Source organism: Bradyrhizobium sp. AZCC 1610, assembly GCF_036924515.1.
Classification (GTDB): domain Bacteria; phylum Pseudomonadota; class Alphaproteobacteria; order Rhizobiales; family Xanthobacteraceae; genus Bradyrhizobium.
Window position 1 is genome coordinate 4,408,632 of record NZ_JAZHRR010000001.1, and the last position, 16,404, is coordinate 4,425,035.

11 protein-coding genes are annotated in these 16,404 nt (G+C 65.3%); 5 read left to right on the plus strand and 6 right to left on the minus strand.

Annotated elements, in window-relative coordinates:
• The first annotated feature begins 142 nt into the window (after window positions 1–142).
• On the plus strand, window positions 143–5,482 hold the full coding sequence (locus V1279_RS21960) for a negative regulator of septation ring formation (protein ID WP_334440041.1): 5,340 nt from the start codon (window positions 143–145) through the stop codon (window positions 5,480–5,482).
• 82 nt (window positions 5,483–5,564) lie between these two features.
• Window positions 5,565–5,807: a hypothetical protein gene (locus tag V1279_RS21965; RefSeq protein ID WP_334440044.1), complete on the plus strand. Its 243-nt coding sequence runs from the start codon at window positions 5,565–5,567 to the stop codon at window positions 5,805–5,807.
• Between the two features lie 211 nt (window positions 5,808–6,018).
• On the opposite strand, the gene V1279_RS21970 is transcribed toward V1279_RS21965, so the two are convergent.
• The 3 genes from V1279_RS21970 to V1279_RS21980 all read right to left on the minus strand — a co-directional run bounded on the left by V1279_RS21970 (window position 6,019) and on the right by V1279_RS21980 (window position 8,927).
• The gene (locus V1279_RS21970) at window positions 6,019–6,906 is read right to left on the minus strand and encodes an MlaD family protein (protein ID WP_334440047.1); all 888 of its coding nucleotides are present in this window, start codon (window positions 6,904–6,906) and stop codon (window positions 6,019–6,021) included.
• A 114-nt stretch (window positions 6,907–7,020) separates the two neighbouring features.
• Window positions 7,021–7,791, minus strand: coding sequence for an ABC transporter ATP-binding protein (locus tag V1279_RS21975; protein ID WP_025588953.1), 771 nt, complete (start codon window positions 7,789–7,791; stop codon window positions 7,021–7,023).
• Window positions 7,792–7,793: 2 nt separating this feature from the next.
• Window positions 7,794–8,927, minus strand: coding sequence for an ABC transporter permease (locus V1279_RS21980; protein ID WP_334440052.1), 1,134 nt, complete (start codon window positions 8,925–8,927; stop codon window positions 7,794–7,796).
• A 143-nt stretch (window positions 8,928–9,070) separates the two neighbouring features.
• Between V1279_RS21980 and dgcA the strand changes: the two genes are divergently transcribed.
• Window positions 9,071–10,066 (plus strand): N-acetyl-D-Glu racemase DgcA, encoded by a 996-nt coding sequence (gene dgcA, locus V1279_RS21985; RefSeq protein WP_334440055.1) that lies wholly within the window; start codon window positions 9,071–9,073, stop codon window positions 10,064–10,066.
• Here the strand turns inward: dgcA and V1279_RS21990 are convergent.
• A complete protein-coding gene (locus tag V1279_RS21990; protein ID WP_334440058.1) occupies window positions 10,036–11,235 on the minus strand; it encodes an MFS transporter in 1,200 nt (399 codons plus the stop codon). The genes dgcA and V1279_RS21990 overlap by 31 nt on opposite strands.
• Window positions 11,236–11,311: 76 nt before the next feature.
• On the opposite strand from V1279_RS21990, the gene V1279_RS21995 reads away from it, so the two are divergent.
• The gene (locus V1279_RS21995) at window positions 11,312–12,547 is read left to right on the plus strand and encodes a hypothetical protein (RefSeq protein ID WP_334440060.1); all 1,236 of its coding nucleotides are present in this window, start codon (window positions 11,312–11,314) and stop codon (window positions 12,545–12,547) included.
• A 145-nt stretch (window positions 12,548–12,692) separates the two neighbouring features.
• Entirely contained in the window at window positions 12,693–13,631 is a 939-nt protein-coding gene (locus tag V1279_RS22000) for a diacylglycerol/lipid kinase family protein (protein WP_334440063.1), read from the plus strand.
• A gap of 130 nt (window positions 13,632–13,761) precedes the next feature.
• Here V1279_RS22000 and V1279_RS22005 read toward each other — a convergent pair whose 3' ends face one another.
• Both V1279_RS22005 and V1279_RS22010 read right to left on the minus strand, forming a co-directional pair.
• Window positions 13,762–14,325 carry an HdeD family acid-resistance protein gene (locus V1279_RS22005; protein ID WP_334440066.1) on the minus strand — a complete coding sequence of 188 codons (564 nt, stop codon included), beginning with the start codon at window positions 14,323–14,325 and terminating at the stop codon, window positions 13,762–13,764.
• A gap of 424 nt (window positions 14,326–14,749) precedes the next feature.
• Window positions 14,750–16,399, minus strand: a complete 1,650-nt coding sequence (locus V1279_RS22010) for an MFS transporter (protein WP_334440068.1) — start codon at window positions 16,397–16,399, stop codon at window positions 14,750–14,752.
• Window positions 16,400–16,404: the final 5 nt, after the last annotated feature.

Here is a 16,404-nt window from a genome sequence, read left to right on the forward strand (position 1 = left end):
ATGTTTGCGGATGTAGCGGACAAGCTGCCGGCGGGCACGCTTGCGGTCCGCGGGGGGTTATGAATCCGGCTTCGAGCTTGCGGGGGCATTTTTTTTGCAAGAACGGCCGGATGCGTAAAAGTTAAGAGGGCTCGGACTGAACATGGCGAACAATCCCAAGAAGGTCAAAGATCCCACCGAAGTCGCGCTCTCCGCCATTCAGGAAGCGCTCAACATCAGCGATACGACCGTCGACACCAACCGAAATTCGATCGGCGGCGAACTCTCGTCGCCGACCATGCCCTCCGCCGCGCCGACCTATTCCGAATCGCCGTTCGACACGCGCGGCAGCGCCGAGCGGCAAGCGTTCGATCCGATCGAAGAGCCGCGCAGCCCCCGTCGCGCCGCCAATGACGATCGCGAAACCATCGGACAGATTCTGCAGGCAATCCAGAAGGGCAGCCCTGCCCGCAGCGTCTACACGCTTGCCTCCGTGTTCGGCGGCGTCTGGGTGATCGGTTGCGGCCTGCTGACCGTCAGCTTCCTGCCCGCGCTGCAGGCGGCGATCGGACAGAGCGGCGGCGTGCTGGTGCTCGCCGGCCTTGCGGCGTTGTTCTTTGCGCCGGTGCTGTTGTTCTATTTCCTCGCGAGCCTGGCCTGGCGCGGCCAGGAAATGCGGATGATCGCGCAGTCGATGGCGCAGGTCGCGATCCGCTTCTCCGAGCCCGAGGGAGCCGCCGCCGATTCGATGGTGACGGTCGGTCAGGCGATCCGCCGCGAAGTCGCAGCCATGGGCGACGGCGTCGAGCGCGCGATCGCACGCGCCGGCGAACTGGAAACGCTTGTCGCCAATGAAGTCGCAGCGCTCGAGCGCGCCTATTCGGACAATGAAGTACGCATTCGTGCGCTGCTGCAGGACATTGCGCATCAGCGCGACAACCTGGTCGGCCAGGCCGAGCAGGTTCGCAGCGCCATTTCCGGCGTCCAGATCGACCTGCGCCACGATATCGCGCTGATCTCGGACGCGATCGCCTCGCGCGTCGACGAAGTCGCGAAGAGCATCACCGGCGCGCTGGAAGAGCGCGGCCAGCATATCACGAGCGCCTTGAGCAACGCCGGCGACAACATGATCCTGGCGCTCGGCGAACGCGGCGGCGACCTGCTCGACCGCCTCGAGGAAGCCAGCGCCGAGACCACGCGCGCTGTGCTCGACGCCTCCGAGCGGCTGACCACCAGCCTCAACTTCAAGACCGGTCACGTCCACGACGAGTTCGTCGATCTCGCCGATCGCGTCCACGAGATGCTGAACGAACGTATCGACCGCATCACCGGCGAATTCGAGCAGCGCTCCTCGACCATCGTCGACGGCATCTCCGACCGCACCGAGCAGGTCCACGATTCCCTGAAGAATTCCTCCGACTCGCTGCTGCTTGAACTCGAACTGCGCTCGGGCGATCTCGTCAACAAGATCGACGAAGCCGGCAACCGCCTCGCAAGCCGCATTCTCACCTCGGGCGACAAGGCCAGCGATGCGCTGGATGTGACCGTGAACACGCTGGTCGCCAAGGTGATCAGCCAGACTGAGAACGCGCACGACAGCCTCGCCCTGCAGATGAGCGCGTTCGACGAACTGGTGAAGAACCAGGGCGGCGAACTTGCGGAAAAATTCGCCCGCGACAGCGGCACGCTCGGCGCGCTGATCACGCGCCACATCTCCGAGTTCGATCGCACCGTCAAGACCTTCGGTGGCGAGATCGTTGAGCGCATGGGCCAGCGGACCCAGGAGATCAGCGACAACCTGAAGAATTACGTCGACACTTTCGACACCCGCCTGGTCGCGAACAGCGGCGAGATTACTGCCTCCCTCGATCAGCGCCTGCTGCAGTTCGAAACCACGCTCGGCACCCGCGTCAGCAACCTCGACACTTCGCTCGACAGCAAGATCAAATGGTTCGACGAGACCGTCGACGGCCGTCTGCAATCGCTGGAGACGACGTTCGACACCCGCGCCAGGTCCGTCACCGAGACCATCGACAACCGCCTCAGCACCCTGACGGGCTCGCTGACTGACGGCGCGGCGCAAGCGATCCAGTCGATCGACCAGCGGCTAACCCTCCTCACCTCTTCGCTGACCGAGGGCACCGCGCAGGCGATTGCCGCGGTCGACCATCGTATTGCCAACGTCACCGAAACCCTCGACGGCCGCACCGCCTATCTGACCGACACCATCCAGGCGCGGTTCCAGGAAATTCACCAGGGCATTGAGATGCGGGTCGGCGACATCGCAAGTGGAATCGAGACCCGCGTCGGCGACCTCGCCAGCGGCATCGAGACCCGGGTCGGCAACCTCGCCAGCGGCATGGAGACCCGGGTCGGCGCCATCGCCACCGACATCGACACCCGCGTTACGCAGTTCGAGGATCTGCTCGGCTCGCGCATCGAGGCCGTGGCCGGCCGAATCGAAAGCAGCGGCCGCCAGGCCAGCGAAGACCTGATGTCGCGCGCCGAGATGCTGTCCTCCGGCATCAAGTCGCATGTCGAGGACGCCGAGCGTTCGCTGACCAATCTCGTCGTCAACACCGCAGAGACCATCCAGACCGGCGCGCGCACCGCGCAGCAGGCGCTGCTGACGGTTTCCTCCGATGTCGGCGCACAACTCAAACTGACCTCGGCCGAGGTCGAAGCCTCCCTCGCCGCCGTCGGCACCGGCGCGGCAAACTCGATTGTGACCAGCGCCCAGGAGGCCCAGACCACGCTCGTATCGGCCTCCTCCGAAGCTGCTACGCAGATCAAGTCGCTCGCCGCAGACGTCGAGCGCACACTCTCGGCCGCAGGCGACGCCACGGCCGCGTCCGTCCTGTCAGGAGCGCGCGAGGCGCAGACCACGCTGGTGACCGCATCCGCGGACGCGGCAAACCACGTCAAGTCGCTTGCCGCCGACGTTGAGCGTTCGCTGTCGATCGCAGGAACCGCAACCGCTGAGGCCGTCACTGCAGGCGCCCGCGAAGCACAGAGCACGCTGGTTGCCGCCTCTACCGAGGCCGCCAACCAGGTCAAGTCGCTCGCAGCCGACGTTCAGCGTTCGCTCTCGATCGCCGGAACGGCGACCGCCGAGTCGATCACCGCAAGCGCCCGCGAGGCCCAGAGCACGCTCATGAACGCGTCCGCCGACGCGTCGAGCCAGGTCAAGTCGCTCGCCGCCGACGTGGAGCGTTCGCTCTCGATGGCCGGCAACGCCACCGCCGAGTCGATCACGACGGGTGCGCGCGAAGCGCAGAACACGTTGATCACGGCGTCGACCGAAGCCGCCAACCACGTCAAGTCGCTGGCGATCGATGTCGAACGAACACTGACCTCGGTCGGCGCCGACACCGCCGCCTCCATCCTCGGCACCGCGCGCGAAGCCCAGAGCTCGTTTTCCGCGACATCCGCCGACGCCGCGAACCAGATCAAGGCGATCGCCGCCGACATGGAGCGTTCGCTCGGCGTCGTCGCCGCCAGCACGACCGACACCATCCAGACCACTGCGCAGAACGCGCAGAGCGCGCTGGTCGCCGCAACGAACGAAGTCAGCACCAAGGTCAAATCGACCTCGGCCGATATCGAGCGCTCGGTGCTCGCCGCGAGCAGCAATTTCGGCTCGACGATGACCGGCAAGACCGACGAGATCGTCACCTACGTTCAGCAGCAGACCGACCGTCTGGCGCAGATCGTCGACAGCCGCCGCGGTTCGCTGGTCGAGGCGCTCAGCACCAGGACCACGCAACTGACGACCGACATCGACCGCGTCACCGCCGACGCCCTGAAATCGATCGAGAGCCGCGGCCAGGCCTTCTCGCAATCGATGTCGACCCACGGCTCGGAGGTCGCGCGCACGATCACGTCCGCGGGCGACCTCGCCACCGGCGCGGTGGCCAAGTCGCTGAAGGACCTCGAACAGGCGTCGCGTTCGGCCATCGACCAGTCGCGTCAGGTCTCGATCGCCGCCGTCACCGAAATGCAGGAGACCAGCAAGATCCTGCGCACCGATACGGTGGCGCTGTTCGAACGGCTGCGTGAAGGCAATATCCTGCTGCAGGAAGTGCTGACCGGCGCCCACGACAATCTCAACTCGCTCGAGCGCGCCCTGGTGACCCGCGTGGCCGACTTCGTGTCCGCCATGAACGACGTCACCGCCCGCAACGGGGTCGCCACGCAGACCCTGGAAGACCAGCTCACCGTCTTCAACAGCAAGACCTCGAAGGCGCTGGAGGATCTCGGCGCACTGTCGAGCGAGTTCGAGAAGCACGGCAAGGAGCTGGTCGAGGCAGCCGGCGTGGTCGAACAGGCCAACCGTTCCACCTCGACCTCGGTCGCCGACCGCAAGTCGCAGCTTGAATCGCTGGTGACCACCATCGACCTGCGCACCACCGACCTCGACCAGCGTCTGTCGCGCTTCACCGGCCTGCTCGACGAATCGCTCGCCGCCGCCGAAGAGCGCGCCCGCGATATCGCGCGCGTGGTCGCGGAAACCGCGGGCGCCGGATCGGCTGCGATCAGCCGCCAATTCGAAGCGGTGCGCACTGCGGCCGAAAACGAGCGGCAGCAGACCCTCCATGCGATGAACGACCTGTACCAGCAGAGCACCCATGAGACGGATGCGATGTTCAAGCAGTCGACCGAGAAGTTCGGTGCGATGGTGCAGTCCATGAAGCAGATGGCCGCCGAAATGCATAACGAGCTCGAGGCGACCCGCAACGAGCTGCGCCGCGGCGTGCTCGAGATGCCGCAGGAGGCCGCCGACAACACCGCGCAGATGCGCAAGGTGATCGTCGACCAGATCGAGGCGCTCGCCGAGCTCAACCGGATCGTCGCCCATCATGGCCGCGGCCTCGACGTCGTGACCTCCGGTCGTGCCAGTGTGCAGCGCCAGGAAGAGCCCGTGATGGCAGCCGCCTCCGGCGGCCGCAACGAGGTGCGCATGCGCGACGCCGGCAGCGCATCGACGCTGCCGCCGCCGGACCTCGGCATGCCGGCCATGCCGGCCACGCGCCGCGCCGAAGCCCCGCCGGTCTCGCCGGCAAGCCAGGACGCTGGACGCGGCGATGGATGGCTGTCCGACCTGCTCCACCGCACCGACGCAGGTGCGGGACAGCCTCCCCGTGGCCGCCCGCCGCAGACCCCCGCCAATCCGCTGGAGTCGCTGTCGCTCGACATCGGCCGGCTGATGGATCGCAACCTCGCCTCCGAAATGTGGGACCGCTATCAGCGCGGCGAGAGCAAGGCGTTCTCCAAGCGGCTCTACACGCCGGCCGGCCAGAAGGCGTTCGATGAAGTCGCCCGCAAATACCGCGCCGACCGAGGCTTCAAGCAGACGGTCGACCGCTATATCGCCGAGTTCGAACGGCTCCTCGACGAAGTCGCGCGCGAGGATCGCGGACCGCAGGCGCTGCGCGGCCACCTCACCTCGGAGACGGGGCTGGTCTACACGCTGCTCGCGCACGCGGCGGGACGGCTGGGGTAAGCACCGAATAGCGAATCGTGAGCAACGAATGGAAACGGAGGCAGCAACGCCTCCGTTTCTGGTTTGAAGCCCGGTGACTTGAATGCGCTATCTGACAGTCGATGGAATGCTCTCGGGAACTGGGATCCGGGATTCCCTCATTGGGAAATATCTCGATCCCAACGAAGTCGGATTTTCTTCTGAACTCGTCCGAAGAATCGAGAAGTGGGTCATCGACTACGAAACTGCCCACTACCGTCAGTTCGATGATGAAGCCGAAAATCAACGATTAGATCGGGAAGGCATCGAAATTGCGCGCCAGGTGCAATCCCAGCGCCTGAAATGAAGGTTGAGTATTTCTCGAATAGGACGTTGCAAGGTGAGGTCGAACAGTCCCTTGTCGATGCCGTCATTGCGAGGAGCAAAGCGACGAAGCAATCCATACCGTCCCCGCGCGGAAGCTATGGATTGCTTCGCTTCGCTCGCAATGACGCGGCGAAAGGGCAGCTTCGCGGACGATGACAGAGCGAGGCGAGCCATTCGCTATTCGCCTGCTACTATTGCCGCTTCTGCCCGCTCGGCCCCCTCGGGGCCGCTGCCGCTGGTGGCGGCGGCGGTGCTGCCGCCTGGCTGTTGCTGCTGCCGCCGCCGAAGATCACCCGGGTCGGGTTGCGGTCGAAATTGTTCACGGCGCGGCTGATGTCGGAGAGGGTGCGGCGGCCATCGGCCATCAGCGCGCCCGACCGCTTGTCGAAATCCTCGGCGAGTTCGCGGATCGACTTCACCATTAGATTCAATTCGCCGCCGGCGGCGCCGCCCGCGATGGTGTTCAGCCCGAGCATAAGACTGTCGGCCTTGCCGATCACGCCATCGACCCTGAGCATGACGTTGTCGATCTTCTCGGAATTGCGCGCGAGCGCGGCCGTGAAGGTTTCGAGATTCCGCAGCGAGTTCTTCACCGATTCCTGGTTGTCGGCGACGATCCGGTTGACGTTCTGCAGCGTGGCGCGGATGGACTCCGTCACGTCCTGCAGCGCGCTCGGGTCGGCGGTCAGCATCGGAACGCCGTCCTCGTCGAGCGGGACGGCAGGCGCGGTCTCCTCGCCGCCCTTCAGCGAGATCGCCGCGACGCCGGTCAGTCCCTGGAATTCGAGCCCGACGAGCGTGTCCTTGCGGATCGGGGCGTTGTTCTCGACCATCGCCAGTGCGACCACGCGCCGCGGATTGTCGAGCTTGACGGAGACAACTTCCCCTATCCGGATACCGTTGAAGTTGACGCTGCCGCCGTTGCGCAGGCCGGACGCCGGGCCTTCGAACACGATGCGGATCGGGCTGCGCTGCTTGGTGGTGTGCAGGCTCTGAAACCACAGCACGAAGCCGAACGCGGCGGCGATCACCGCCAGCGTAAACGCTCCGATCAGGACGTAATTCGCCCGCGTTTCCATAACCCAAGGTACTCCGAAACCTGGCTCTGTTCAGCTTCGCCGATCAGACCCGTCGTTTATCGCTCGTTTGAGCATGATCTCATCAAAAACCGGTGCCCGCTTCGTGATCATGCTCTAGCCCATGACCGCGCGGGCGCGCTTGCCGTGAAAATATTGCCTCAGCCAGGGATGCTGCGAGGCCTGCATGTCGGCAATCGATCCTGCTGCAATGATCTTACCGTTCCCTAAAACCGCGATGCGGTCGCAGGCCGTATAAAGGCTGTCGAGATCATGGGTTACCATGAAAACGGTCAGGCCCAAAGTGCGCTGCAGGGTGCGCACCAACTCGTCGAAGTCCCCGGCGCCGATCGGATCGAGCCCTGAGGTCGGCTCGTCCAGGAACACCAGTTCGGGATCGAGCGCGAGCGCACGCGCCAGCGCCACGCGCTTGATCATGCCGCCGGAAAGTTCGGACGGATAGCGGTCGGCGACCTCGGGCCGCAGGCCCACCATGCCGAGCTTGGCCACCATGATCTCGTCGAGCAGCCGCTGCGAAACCTTGAGATATTCGCGCACCGGAAACTGGATGTTCTGCCGCACCGTAAGCGAGGAGAACAGCGCGCCCTGCTGAAACAGGATGCCCCAGCGGCGCTCGACGCCGCGGCGCTCCGCTGCACTTGCCGCATCAAGATCGACGCCGAACACTTCGATACGCCCGGCGATCTTCGGCACCAGGCCGATGATGGTGCGCGTCAGCACCGATTTGCCGGCGCCCGACGGACCGACAAACCCGAGAATCTCGCCGCGCTTGACGTCAAGGTTGAGCCCGTCGAGCACGCGCGTTTTGCCGAACTGCACGGTGATGTCGCGGACCCGGATGATGGCGTCGGAAATTTCGCCCGCCATGGTCACATTCCGATCGATGCGAAGAAGATGGCGAATACGCCGTCCATCACGATCACGAAGAAGATCCCCTTCACCACCGAGGATGTCGTGTGCTGGCCGAGCGACTCGGCGCTGCCCTGGACGGACAGCCCCTCGACGCAGGCGACGATGCCGATCACCGCGGCCATCACCGGCGCCTTGATGATGCCGACGATGAAGTGGTCGATCGATATGGCGTCGCGCAGCCGCAGCAGGAAGGCTTCGGGCTCGACACCGCCATAGAGCCACGCTACCAGCCCACCGCCGTAAAGCGCCGCCATCGCGCCCAGAAACGCCAGGATCGGCAGCGCCAGCACCAGCGCCAGCATCCGCGGCAGGATCAAAACCTCGATCGGGTCGAAGCCCATGGTGCGCAGCGCGTCGATCTCCTCGCGCATCTTCATCGAGCCGAGTTCGGCGGTGTAGGCCGAGCCCGAGCGCCCCGCCACCATGATCGCCACCAGCAGCACGCCGATCTCGCGCAACACCAGCACGCCCAGCATGTCGACCACAAAGATATCGGCGCCGAACTTGCGGAAGTGGAAAATGCCCTGCTGCGAGATGATGCAGCCGATCAGGAACGTGATCAGCACCACGATCGGCACCGCGCGCCAGCACACCTGCTCCAAATGATGGATGGTCGAGGTCAGGCGGAAGCCGCGGGGGCGGATGAGGACATGGCCCGCTGCGGCGAGCACCGCGCCCAGCATGTCGATCAACCCGATCAAGGTGCCGCCGACGCCGGCCACGCTGCGGCCGATCTGTTCCAGCATGCCCGTGATCGTCACCCTATCGGTTTCGACGATCAACTCGGCCTTCACCCGGCGCACCTCGTCGACCAGGCTCGAATAATTGGCCGAGAGCCCGGCGATCTGGGTCTCGACACCGCCCTTGGTCAGGCTTCGCCGCAGCCGTTCGATCAGCCACGCGCCGAACGTGTCGAGCTTCGACACCTGGGAGACGTCGATGAAGATGTCGGGCCTTGTGCCGCCGAGCTTCTCGGCCTCAGTGACCATTCGTTCCAGCACCGGCGCAAAGCGGGCCGTCCACGCGCCGGTTGCGCACAGCGCCAGCCCGTTGCCCCTGGCTATCCGCTCCAACGTCGGGTCGCCGCTCACGATGCCACCTCTTAAGGCCGGTACGCTGCCGATGCAAAACGCTTGGGTTCCGCACGCCGTATTGCCTTGTCGAATCTGCCCCTAACCAGCCATAGTTGGTAGCGGCGGGCAAGCTTGCGGTTCAGAAAATTGCAGATTTTAAAATGACTTCCAGCCCATCTCGAAAGCTTGCCGTCAGCATCGAGCGTTGGCCGATTGCAGGCGCTTTCACCATCAGCCGGGGCGCCAAAACCGAGGCCGTCACGGTTGTCGCCACCGTCAGCCATGACGGCGAGAGTGGCCGCGGCGAATGCGTACCCTACCCCCGTTACGGCGAGACCCCGGAAGCAACACTTGAAGCCCTTAACGCGATGCAGGAACTGCTCGCGAAGGGACTGGACCGAACGGCCGTGCAGGCGGCGATGCCCGCAGGCGCCGCCCGGAACGCGCTGGATTGCGCGCTGTTGGACCTCGAGGCCAAGAACTCTGGCCAACGGGTCTGGACCCTGCTCGGCCGCCCGGCGCCGCGCCCCTGCACCACCGCTTTCACGATCTCGCTGGCGACGCCGGAAGCGATGGCGGCAGCTACCGCGAAGGCCGCGCACCGGCCGCTGCTGAAGATCAAGCTCGGCGGCGACGGCGATGACGCGCGGATATCAGCGGTACGCACGGCGGCCCCGGAATCCGAACTGATCGTGGATGCCAACGAAGCCTGGACGCCGGACAATCTCGAATACAACCTGGCCGCCTGCGCCAACGCCGGCGTAACGCTGGTCGAGCAGCCGCTGCCGGCCGGGCGGGATGAGGCACTGGCGCACATCAAGCGCCCGATCGCGGTCTGCGCCGACGAAAGCGTGCATGATCGCGCCTCTCTCGAAGGCCTTCGCGCGCGCTACGACGCCGTCAACATCAAGCTCGACAAGACCGGCGGGCTGACGGAGGCGCTCGCAATGGCCGATGCCGCGCAGGCGCTCGGCTTTGAAATCATGATCGGCTGCATGGTCGCGACTTCGCTGGCGATGGCGCCGGCCATGCTGCTCGCACAGCAGGCCAGATTCGTCGATCTCGACGGTCCGCTGTTACTGGCGCGCGACCGCGATGGCGGGCTGCGCTACGACGGCAGTCTGGTCTATCCGCCGGAAGCGGCCTTGTGGGGCTGATGCGAGAGCCGGTCCCGCGCCAGCCAGACGACCAGCCCGCCCAGGGCGGCCATGACAGCCATGACGTAATAGATGCCCTGGCCCCAGGTCTCGTAGATCGTGCCCGACGCGATCGACGCAAGGCCGGCGACGATGCCGCCGCAGGCGGTCAGATAACCTTGCGCGCGGGCCATCACGTGGCCGGGCACGTGATGCAGCATCAACCCCATGATTCCGACCTGCGTCAGCCCGAAGCTCAGCGCATGCGCGAGCTGGACGATCGCGAGTATAGCCAGCGGCGGATCCTGCGCCGTTATCGCCCAGCGCGCGGCTGCGCTCAGTGCCGCGATCACCACCAGCATCGACGGCTGCAGGGTGAATCGCGGTGACAGTGCGAACAGCACGATCTCGGCAATCACGCCCAGGACCCACAGAACTGCGATCGTCAGTCCGTCGTATCCCGCTTGTTGCCAGGCAATCGACGCGAAAATGTAATAGGCGGCATGGCTGCCCTGGATCAGCGCCGACGCCACGATGATTGCGAGAAAGCCGCCGTCGCGCAGCAAGGCGCCCGCGCGGCCGGTGCCCGGGCGGGCCGTCCTGGTGTCGTCCAGCGGCTGCAGCGCGAGGCTGGCCAGCGCCCCGATCGCAGCCGAGCCGGCGATGATCCAGATCAGATTTCGGGCAGCGATGAGGTCGAGCAGCACCCCGCAGACCAGCGCGCCGAGGACGAAGGCGGCCGAGCCCCACAGCCGCAACGGTCCATAGTTGAGGCCATAGCGCTTCACGCCCCGCAGCGCGTAGGCATCCGTCAGCGGCACCATGGGCGTCCACAGGCAGCAGGTCAGCGCGTAGATCAGGAACACCAGCACCGGCAGATGCTGGGTGCCCAGGATGAAAAAGCCCAGGGCGGTGGCAAAGGCGGTCACAATGATGCCGCCGCGCAAGGCCTGGCGCCGTTCCGCAAAGCCCGTCACCAGCGGCAGCACCGAAAACCGGGTCACCGGGGGCACGGCCGTGATCAGCCCTATCCAGAACGCATCGATCCCGACCGCCTTCAACCATACCGTGAAAAACGGCAGATGGGCGCCGGTCATGCCGAACAGCGTGCCGTAAAACAGCGCCACCCGCGTCGCGAATCGTTTCGATGCGGCTTGAGAAGCGATGGGGATTTGTGATTCGCTCTGCATCAATTCAATTGCGATTCGGGCAATATCGTGTTGTTTCGTTATCGCAATGCGCGCTGATTTGCGCGAAGAGTTTGACATGGCCGACGAAGCATTCGCCCTTTCGCCGATCTCAGCACGCGCCGCGCTGCCGGGCGAGGAAGACTATGCGGCGATCGCCGAAGCCTTCATGGAGACTTCGCGGGGCCGCTGGTTCCTGACCGAATACGCCAAGCGCAATCGCAATGCCGACACCCGCATGGTGCTGGATGCGGTGGCGCGGATCGAGCAAAGCCTCATCGCCCAGCGGGAAGAGACCCTTGAGCGGGAGGCAAGCCTCCACCGGGAGGAAGGCCTTTCGGCGCAGCAGGCCGCGGAGGCCGTTGCCGCGGCGGCCGCGGCGCAGGAGCGCCTGACCGAGGCGCTCGCCGCCATCCGCAGTTCGGTCGAGGCTGCCGAGGAATCGGCGGTGGAAGCGCTCGACAGCCTCGCGCTGGAGCAGCGGCTGGCGCCGGTCCGCAAGGGTGCGCGGGTGCTGCGGGAAATCGCCTGGCGGTTGCGGGAAATCGGCAATGACGGGCGGATTTGCGACCTGATCGATTCGCAGGTCACCGTCATCGAAAGAAGCACCGACCAGTTCTCCTCCGAAGAGGCGAGAGCGGCGCTACGTGCGGCCTTTGCCGACCTGCAGGGCCGGCTTGTGGAATTCGGCGACGACGACCGCTCGTTAGCGCCGGCTGCCGAGACCGAAGCGGCTGCGCCCTTCCCGGCCGCGCCGGGAATGCCCTCGGCGGAGACAGCCGAAGCAGCTTTGGCACAGCAAGCTGCCGAGACACCGTCCGCTTCGCTGGCCACGCCCGCCGAGGCCGCGCTTGCGGCCGCGGAAGCCGTGCTGACGCAAACGGAGCCGCCGTCGGCCGCCGAGGTCCAGCAAGCCGCTGTCCAGGAAACTGCTCTCCAGAACGCCAACGCCCAGGACGACGACGCCCAGGACGAGGCGGTTCTCGACATGATCGCGATGGAGATGGGCGCGCCGGATCCGATCAACGACGACGAGATCGCCGAAGCGGTAGCCGAGCAAGTCCGTCTAGCGGAGCCTGCACCGATTGCCCCCGAGATCGTTGCAAAAGCGCCCGAGCCAGTCGCCGCGCCGGCGCCGCCGCCGGTTCAACAGGTGGTTCAACCGCCACCGCCGCCGGCGCCCGCGGTGGAAATGTCGCTCGGCTCGAGCCTCATCGCGAGCGGCATGCTGCGAAAGCCGGTCACGGCGGCCAACGACCCGCTGGCGCCGATCCGGCGCATGAGCCAGGCCGAGAAGATCGCGTTCTTTTCGTAAAAGGCCTCCGTCGCTGCTGGAAGCTCTCCCGGCTTCCATAACGCGCCTGCGGCATTTGTTGCATCTGCGAATAGTTCGCTTTCCGGTTGCTTCACGCTTCCGCCGACGTCAAGCTGGCGCGATTGTCTTCCCAGCGGAGATGGCCGTGAAAACCAGGATCATCGTCAATCCGATGGCGAACAAGGGCCGTTGCGGCAGGCGCTGGCCGCAGATTCGCGCCGAACTCGAAAAGCATCTCGGCCCGATCGATGACGACGACATTGCGCTGACCCGCGCGCGCAATCACGCGACGAAGCTGGCGCAGGAAGCCGTCGATGCCGGTTACCAGCGCCTGATCTCCGTCGGCGGCGACGGAACCTTCAGCGAGATGATGAATGGCGTGATCTCGGACGATCGGCCGATCGCGCCCGACCTCGTGCTGGCGCAACTGCCGGGCGGCACGTCGAACGAGCTCTCCCGCTCCTTCGGCCAGCTCGCGCTCGGCGAGGCCAGCAAGGCCATTGCCATGGGCCACACGCGCGACATCGACGTATTCCGCGCCGACGCCAGGGGCTATGCGGGCGACCAGGTGACGCGTTACGGCTTCGTGCTCGCCATCGTCGGTGCCGCCGCCACGATTTCCTGGCGCGCGCAGCGCGTGCCGCTCCTGAAGCGGCTCGGCCCGATCAGCTACGTCCTGATGACGGCGTTCACGTCGCTGACCTACAGCCCACGTGACTACCGCATCAGGATCGACGATGAGGCCGAACAGAACCTGCCGATGTGGTCGCTGATGCTGTGCAGTTTCGATGGCGCGGGCGAAGGCCTGATGCTCGCGCCGGGCGCCGACCCCGGCGACCGCAAGCTCGACCTGATCATCGTCGGCGAGATGGGTCGCTGGGAAAGCCTGACCAAGATCGTTCCCAATCTCGGCGACGGCAGTTATCTCGCGCATCCAAAAGTCTCACGCCGCCACGCCACGCGGATCACCATCGACAGCGATCGCATGGTCCGCGCCGATGTCGACGGCGAAAGCATCGGACAATTGCCGATGTCAGTCACGGTGCTGCCGTTCCATCTCAAGGTGGCGGCCAATCGGCCATAGCGCATATTCCGGCACCAATGGCCGCGTTTTGGCAAAGTTGGCACCAGATCGCCCGACGTCCTCAAACAGAAAGAAAGAGCGAGATAACGATTCGACGAAAAGCCATCTCGCTCCAGTGGGCAGGGAGGAGCTACGCGCTTCGGGTGGTAGGCTGCCACGCGTAAGCCAACCACCCGATTCCATGGGATATCAGATCGATGCCGAGCAGGAATCCGAGGACCCACAAGCCGGTCATCGGAAATCCAGTCAGAATGACGAGGCCGGCCACTACGCCGAACACGCCGGACAGCAGCATGATCCAGCCCGCCTCTCGCCAGTGGCTGATGCCGAGCAGGATGCGAACAAAACCCGAAATCAGCAGTACCAGGCCGAGGACGTAGGTGAGAATCAGGGCGCTGGCGACCGGCTGGCCCACCAGTACGATGCCGAATGCGATGTACAGGATGCCGAGAAGCACCTGCCAGACGAAGCCTCCCCACCCCTTGGTCCAGAACGCGTGGACGATCTCGAAGGCACCGGCGATGATGGAGACCCAGCCGATGAAGATGGTGCTGATAAGGGTGACGAGCGCGATGTCGCCAAGCACCAGAAATCCCGCCACGACCATCACGAGCCCAAGCAGAACGCAGACCCAGAACGGCGGCGCAGTCAAACTGGTGGCGCCGACCGGCGAGCTGTTGTCATAGGTCGTCATATCATTCTCCTCGCTTCAGGTATCACCGACCTCGAGTTCCGTTACCTCCATCGCCAACCGCACCGGCGACGGCCGCGATGCCACCAGCAGACCCAACGGCGACGTCGACGGCGATGCCAGTGATGAGGGGGGCGCGCCGGCCGCGTGGGCGGCCGTCCAGGCGGTCGTCCCGGTGGCCGTCCGGCCGGTGATCCGGGCGGCCGCGTGCCAGGGCCTTGAGCCTCGAGCTTGAAATCTCCGGCGTTCTTTCCAGGATCCTTCTGTATCGCGAGCGGCGCCGCCTCGGCCATGCCTGATGGCAGGCTTGTGGCCAGGCCGATGGTCACGGCACCGCACACCAGAGTCCGCAGCGCAGTGCGACGGTCGATTGCATCCATTGTGTTCTCCTTCTTGGGACGCCCCTTTCCTCGCATGCTCGTGCTGATCAGCCGGACCTCAATCGGTTGCCGGGCGCATCACTTGGGATCTCGTCGGGCAGATAGTTCGGAAGCCGGCCCGCCGGGATGATCGCCAACAGCGCAAGGCCCGCCATGATCAAGAGCCCGATCTTCAGGGCACGCAGCCGCGCTTCCGTATTCACGCGCACGGCTTCCTCGACCTGCTGCGGGGTTGCGGTCGTGCCTTCCATCACGCTGCGCAGCCGGTCGTTGCTGACGAAGGTGATGTTGTCGAGATCGACCTGGCTCTGGACTTCCTTCGGAAGCACGGGGTTTGCCGCGATGCTGGTCAGCGCGATCGTGCTCAACAGGCCGACGAGAAGCGCACCCGCCAGCGCCGTTCCGACCGCCGCGGCGAGATTTTGCGTGGTACCCCGCAGCGAGCCGACGTCACCCGCCAGTTCCTTGGGCGAGGCGGTGACCAGCACGTTGAACAAGAGCGTCACCAACGAACCCTGGCCGATGCCGAACAGGACCAGACCTAACAGCACCGGAACCTCGCTCCAGTCGTTGCGCACGACAACGGCGAGCCACACGAGGCCTATGGTGCACAGCATGAAGCCGTAGCGCCCGATCTGCCGCGGCGTCAGCCGGTCATAGACGTTGACGATCAGCATCGCCGTGAAGAACACCGTCAAATTGAACGGCATCATCGCAATGGCGGTCGCCAGCGGCGACCGGCCCTGGACGATCTGGATATACAGCGGCACCGAGAAATTCAGCGCCGCCTCCAACGCGACCACGGCAAACAACGCGTAAACGGCGCAACGCTCTTCCGGCGAGTCGATCACCTCGAGCGCCAGTAGCGGTGTCTTCCCCGTCGCCTGCCGCCGGTGCGTCCACATCAGGAACGCCTGCCCGAGCACGACGCCGAGAACGATCATGACCGGCGCCGGCGAAAGGCCAAGCAGATCGAACGGTGCATTGGCGTTCGCCAGCGCAAGCCCCCAGCCGTTCAGGTTATTGAAACCGAAACTGATGAGAATGATCGCCGATGCCGCCAGAACGACGCCAAAGATGTCGATCTGCACATCCGGGCGGCCGTAGTCGCGTTTGAGACGGAAGCTCAACAAGAAGACAATGGCGGAAACGGCGATCAGAATTCCGAACGCCGGGCGCCAGCCGATATAGGTGCCGAGCACGCCGCCAATGATGAACGCCAGCACGCCGGCCGCCGCCCGCGCCGAGCCCAGCGCGCCCACCGCCGTCGCCTGCTGCCGCCCCGTGTAATTCTCGGCGATCAGCGCCACCAGCGACGGCACGATCACGGCGCCCGCCGCGCCGCAAAGCGCCTGTGCCGTGATCATCAAGGTCGCCGTGGGGCTGAAGGTCATCAATATCTGCGACGCGCAGAACAGGACCACGGCGAAGCGGAACACCTGCAGCGCGCCGAACCGTTGCGCGAGCTTGGCGCCCAACATAACAAAGCCGGCCACCAGCATCGAATAGGCCACGATGCCGGTCGCAACCGTCGTCGGCGGCACCGCAAAACTCTTCACCATCCCGCCGAGTGCGACCGGGAGCGAGGCGACATTGAAGGACATGATCATCTGGCCGAGCGCGATCGCGATCATCGGCACCCACGACTCCCGCGCTTGCTCCCGGATTGCTCCGATCGGTATCGAGTGCGTCGCCATGGCGT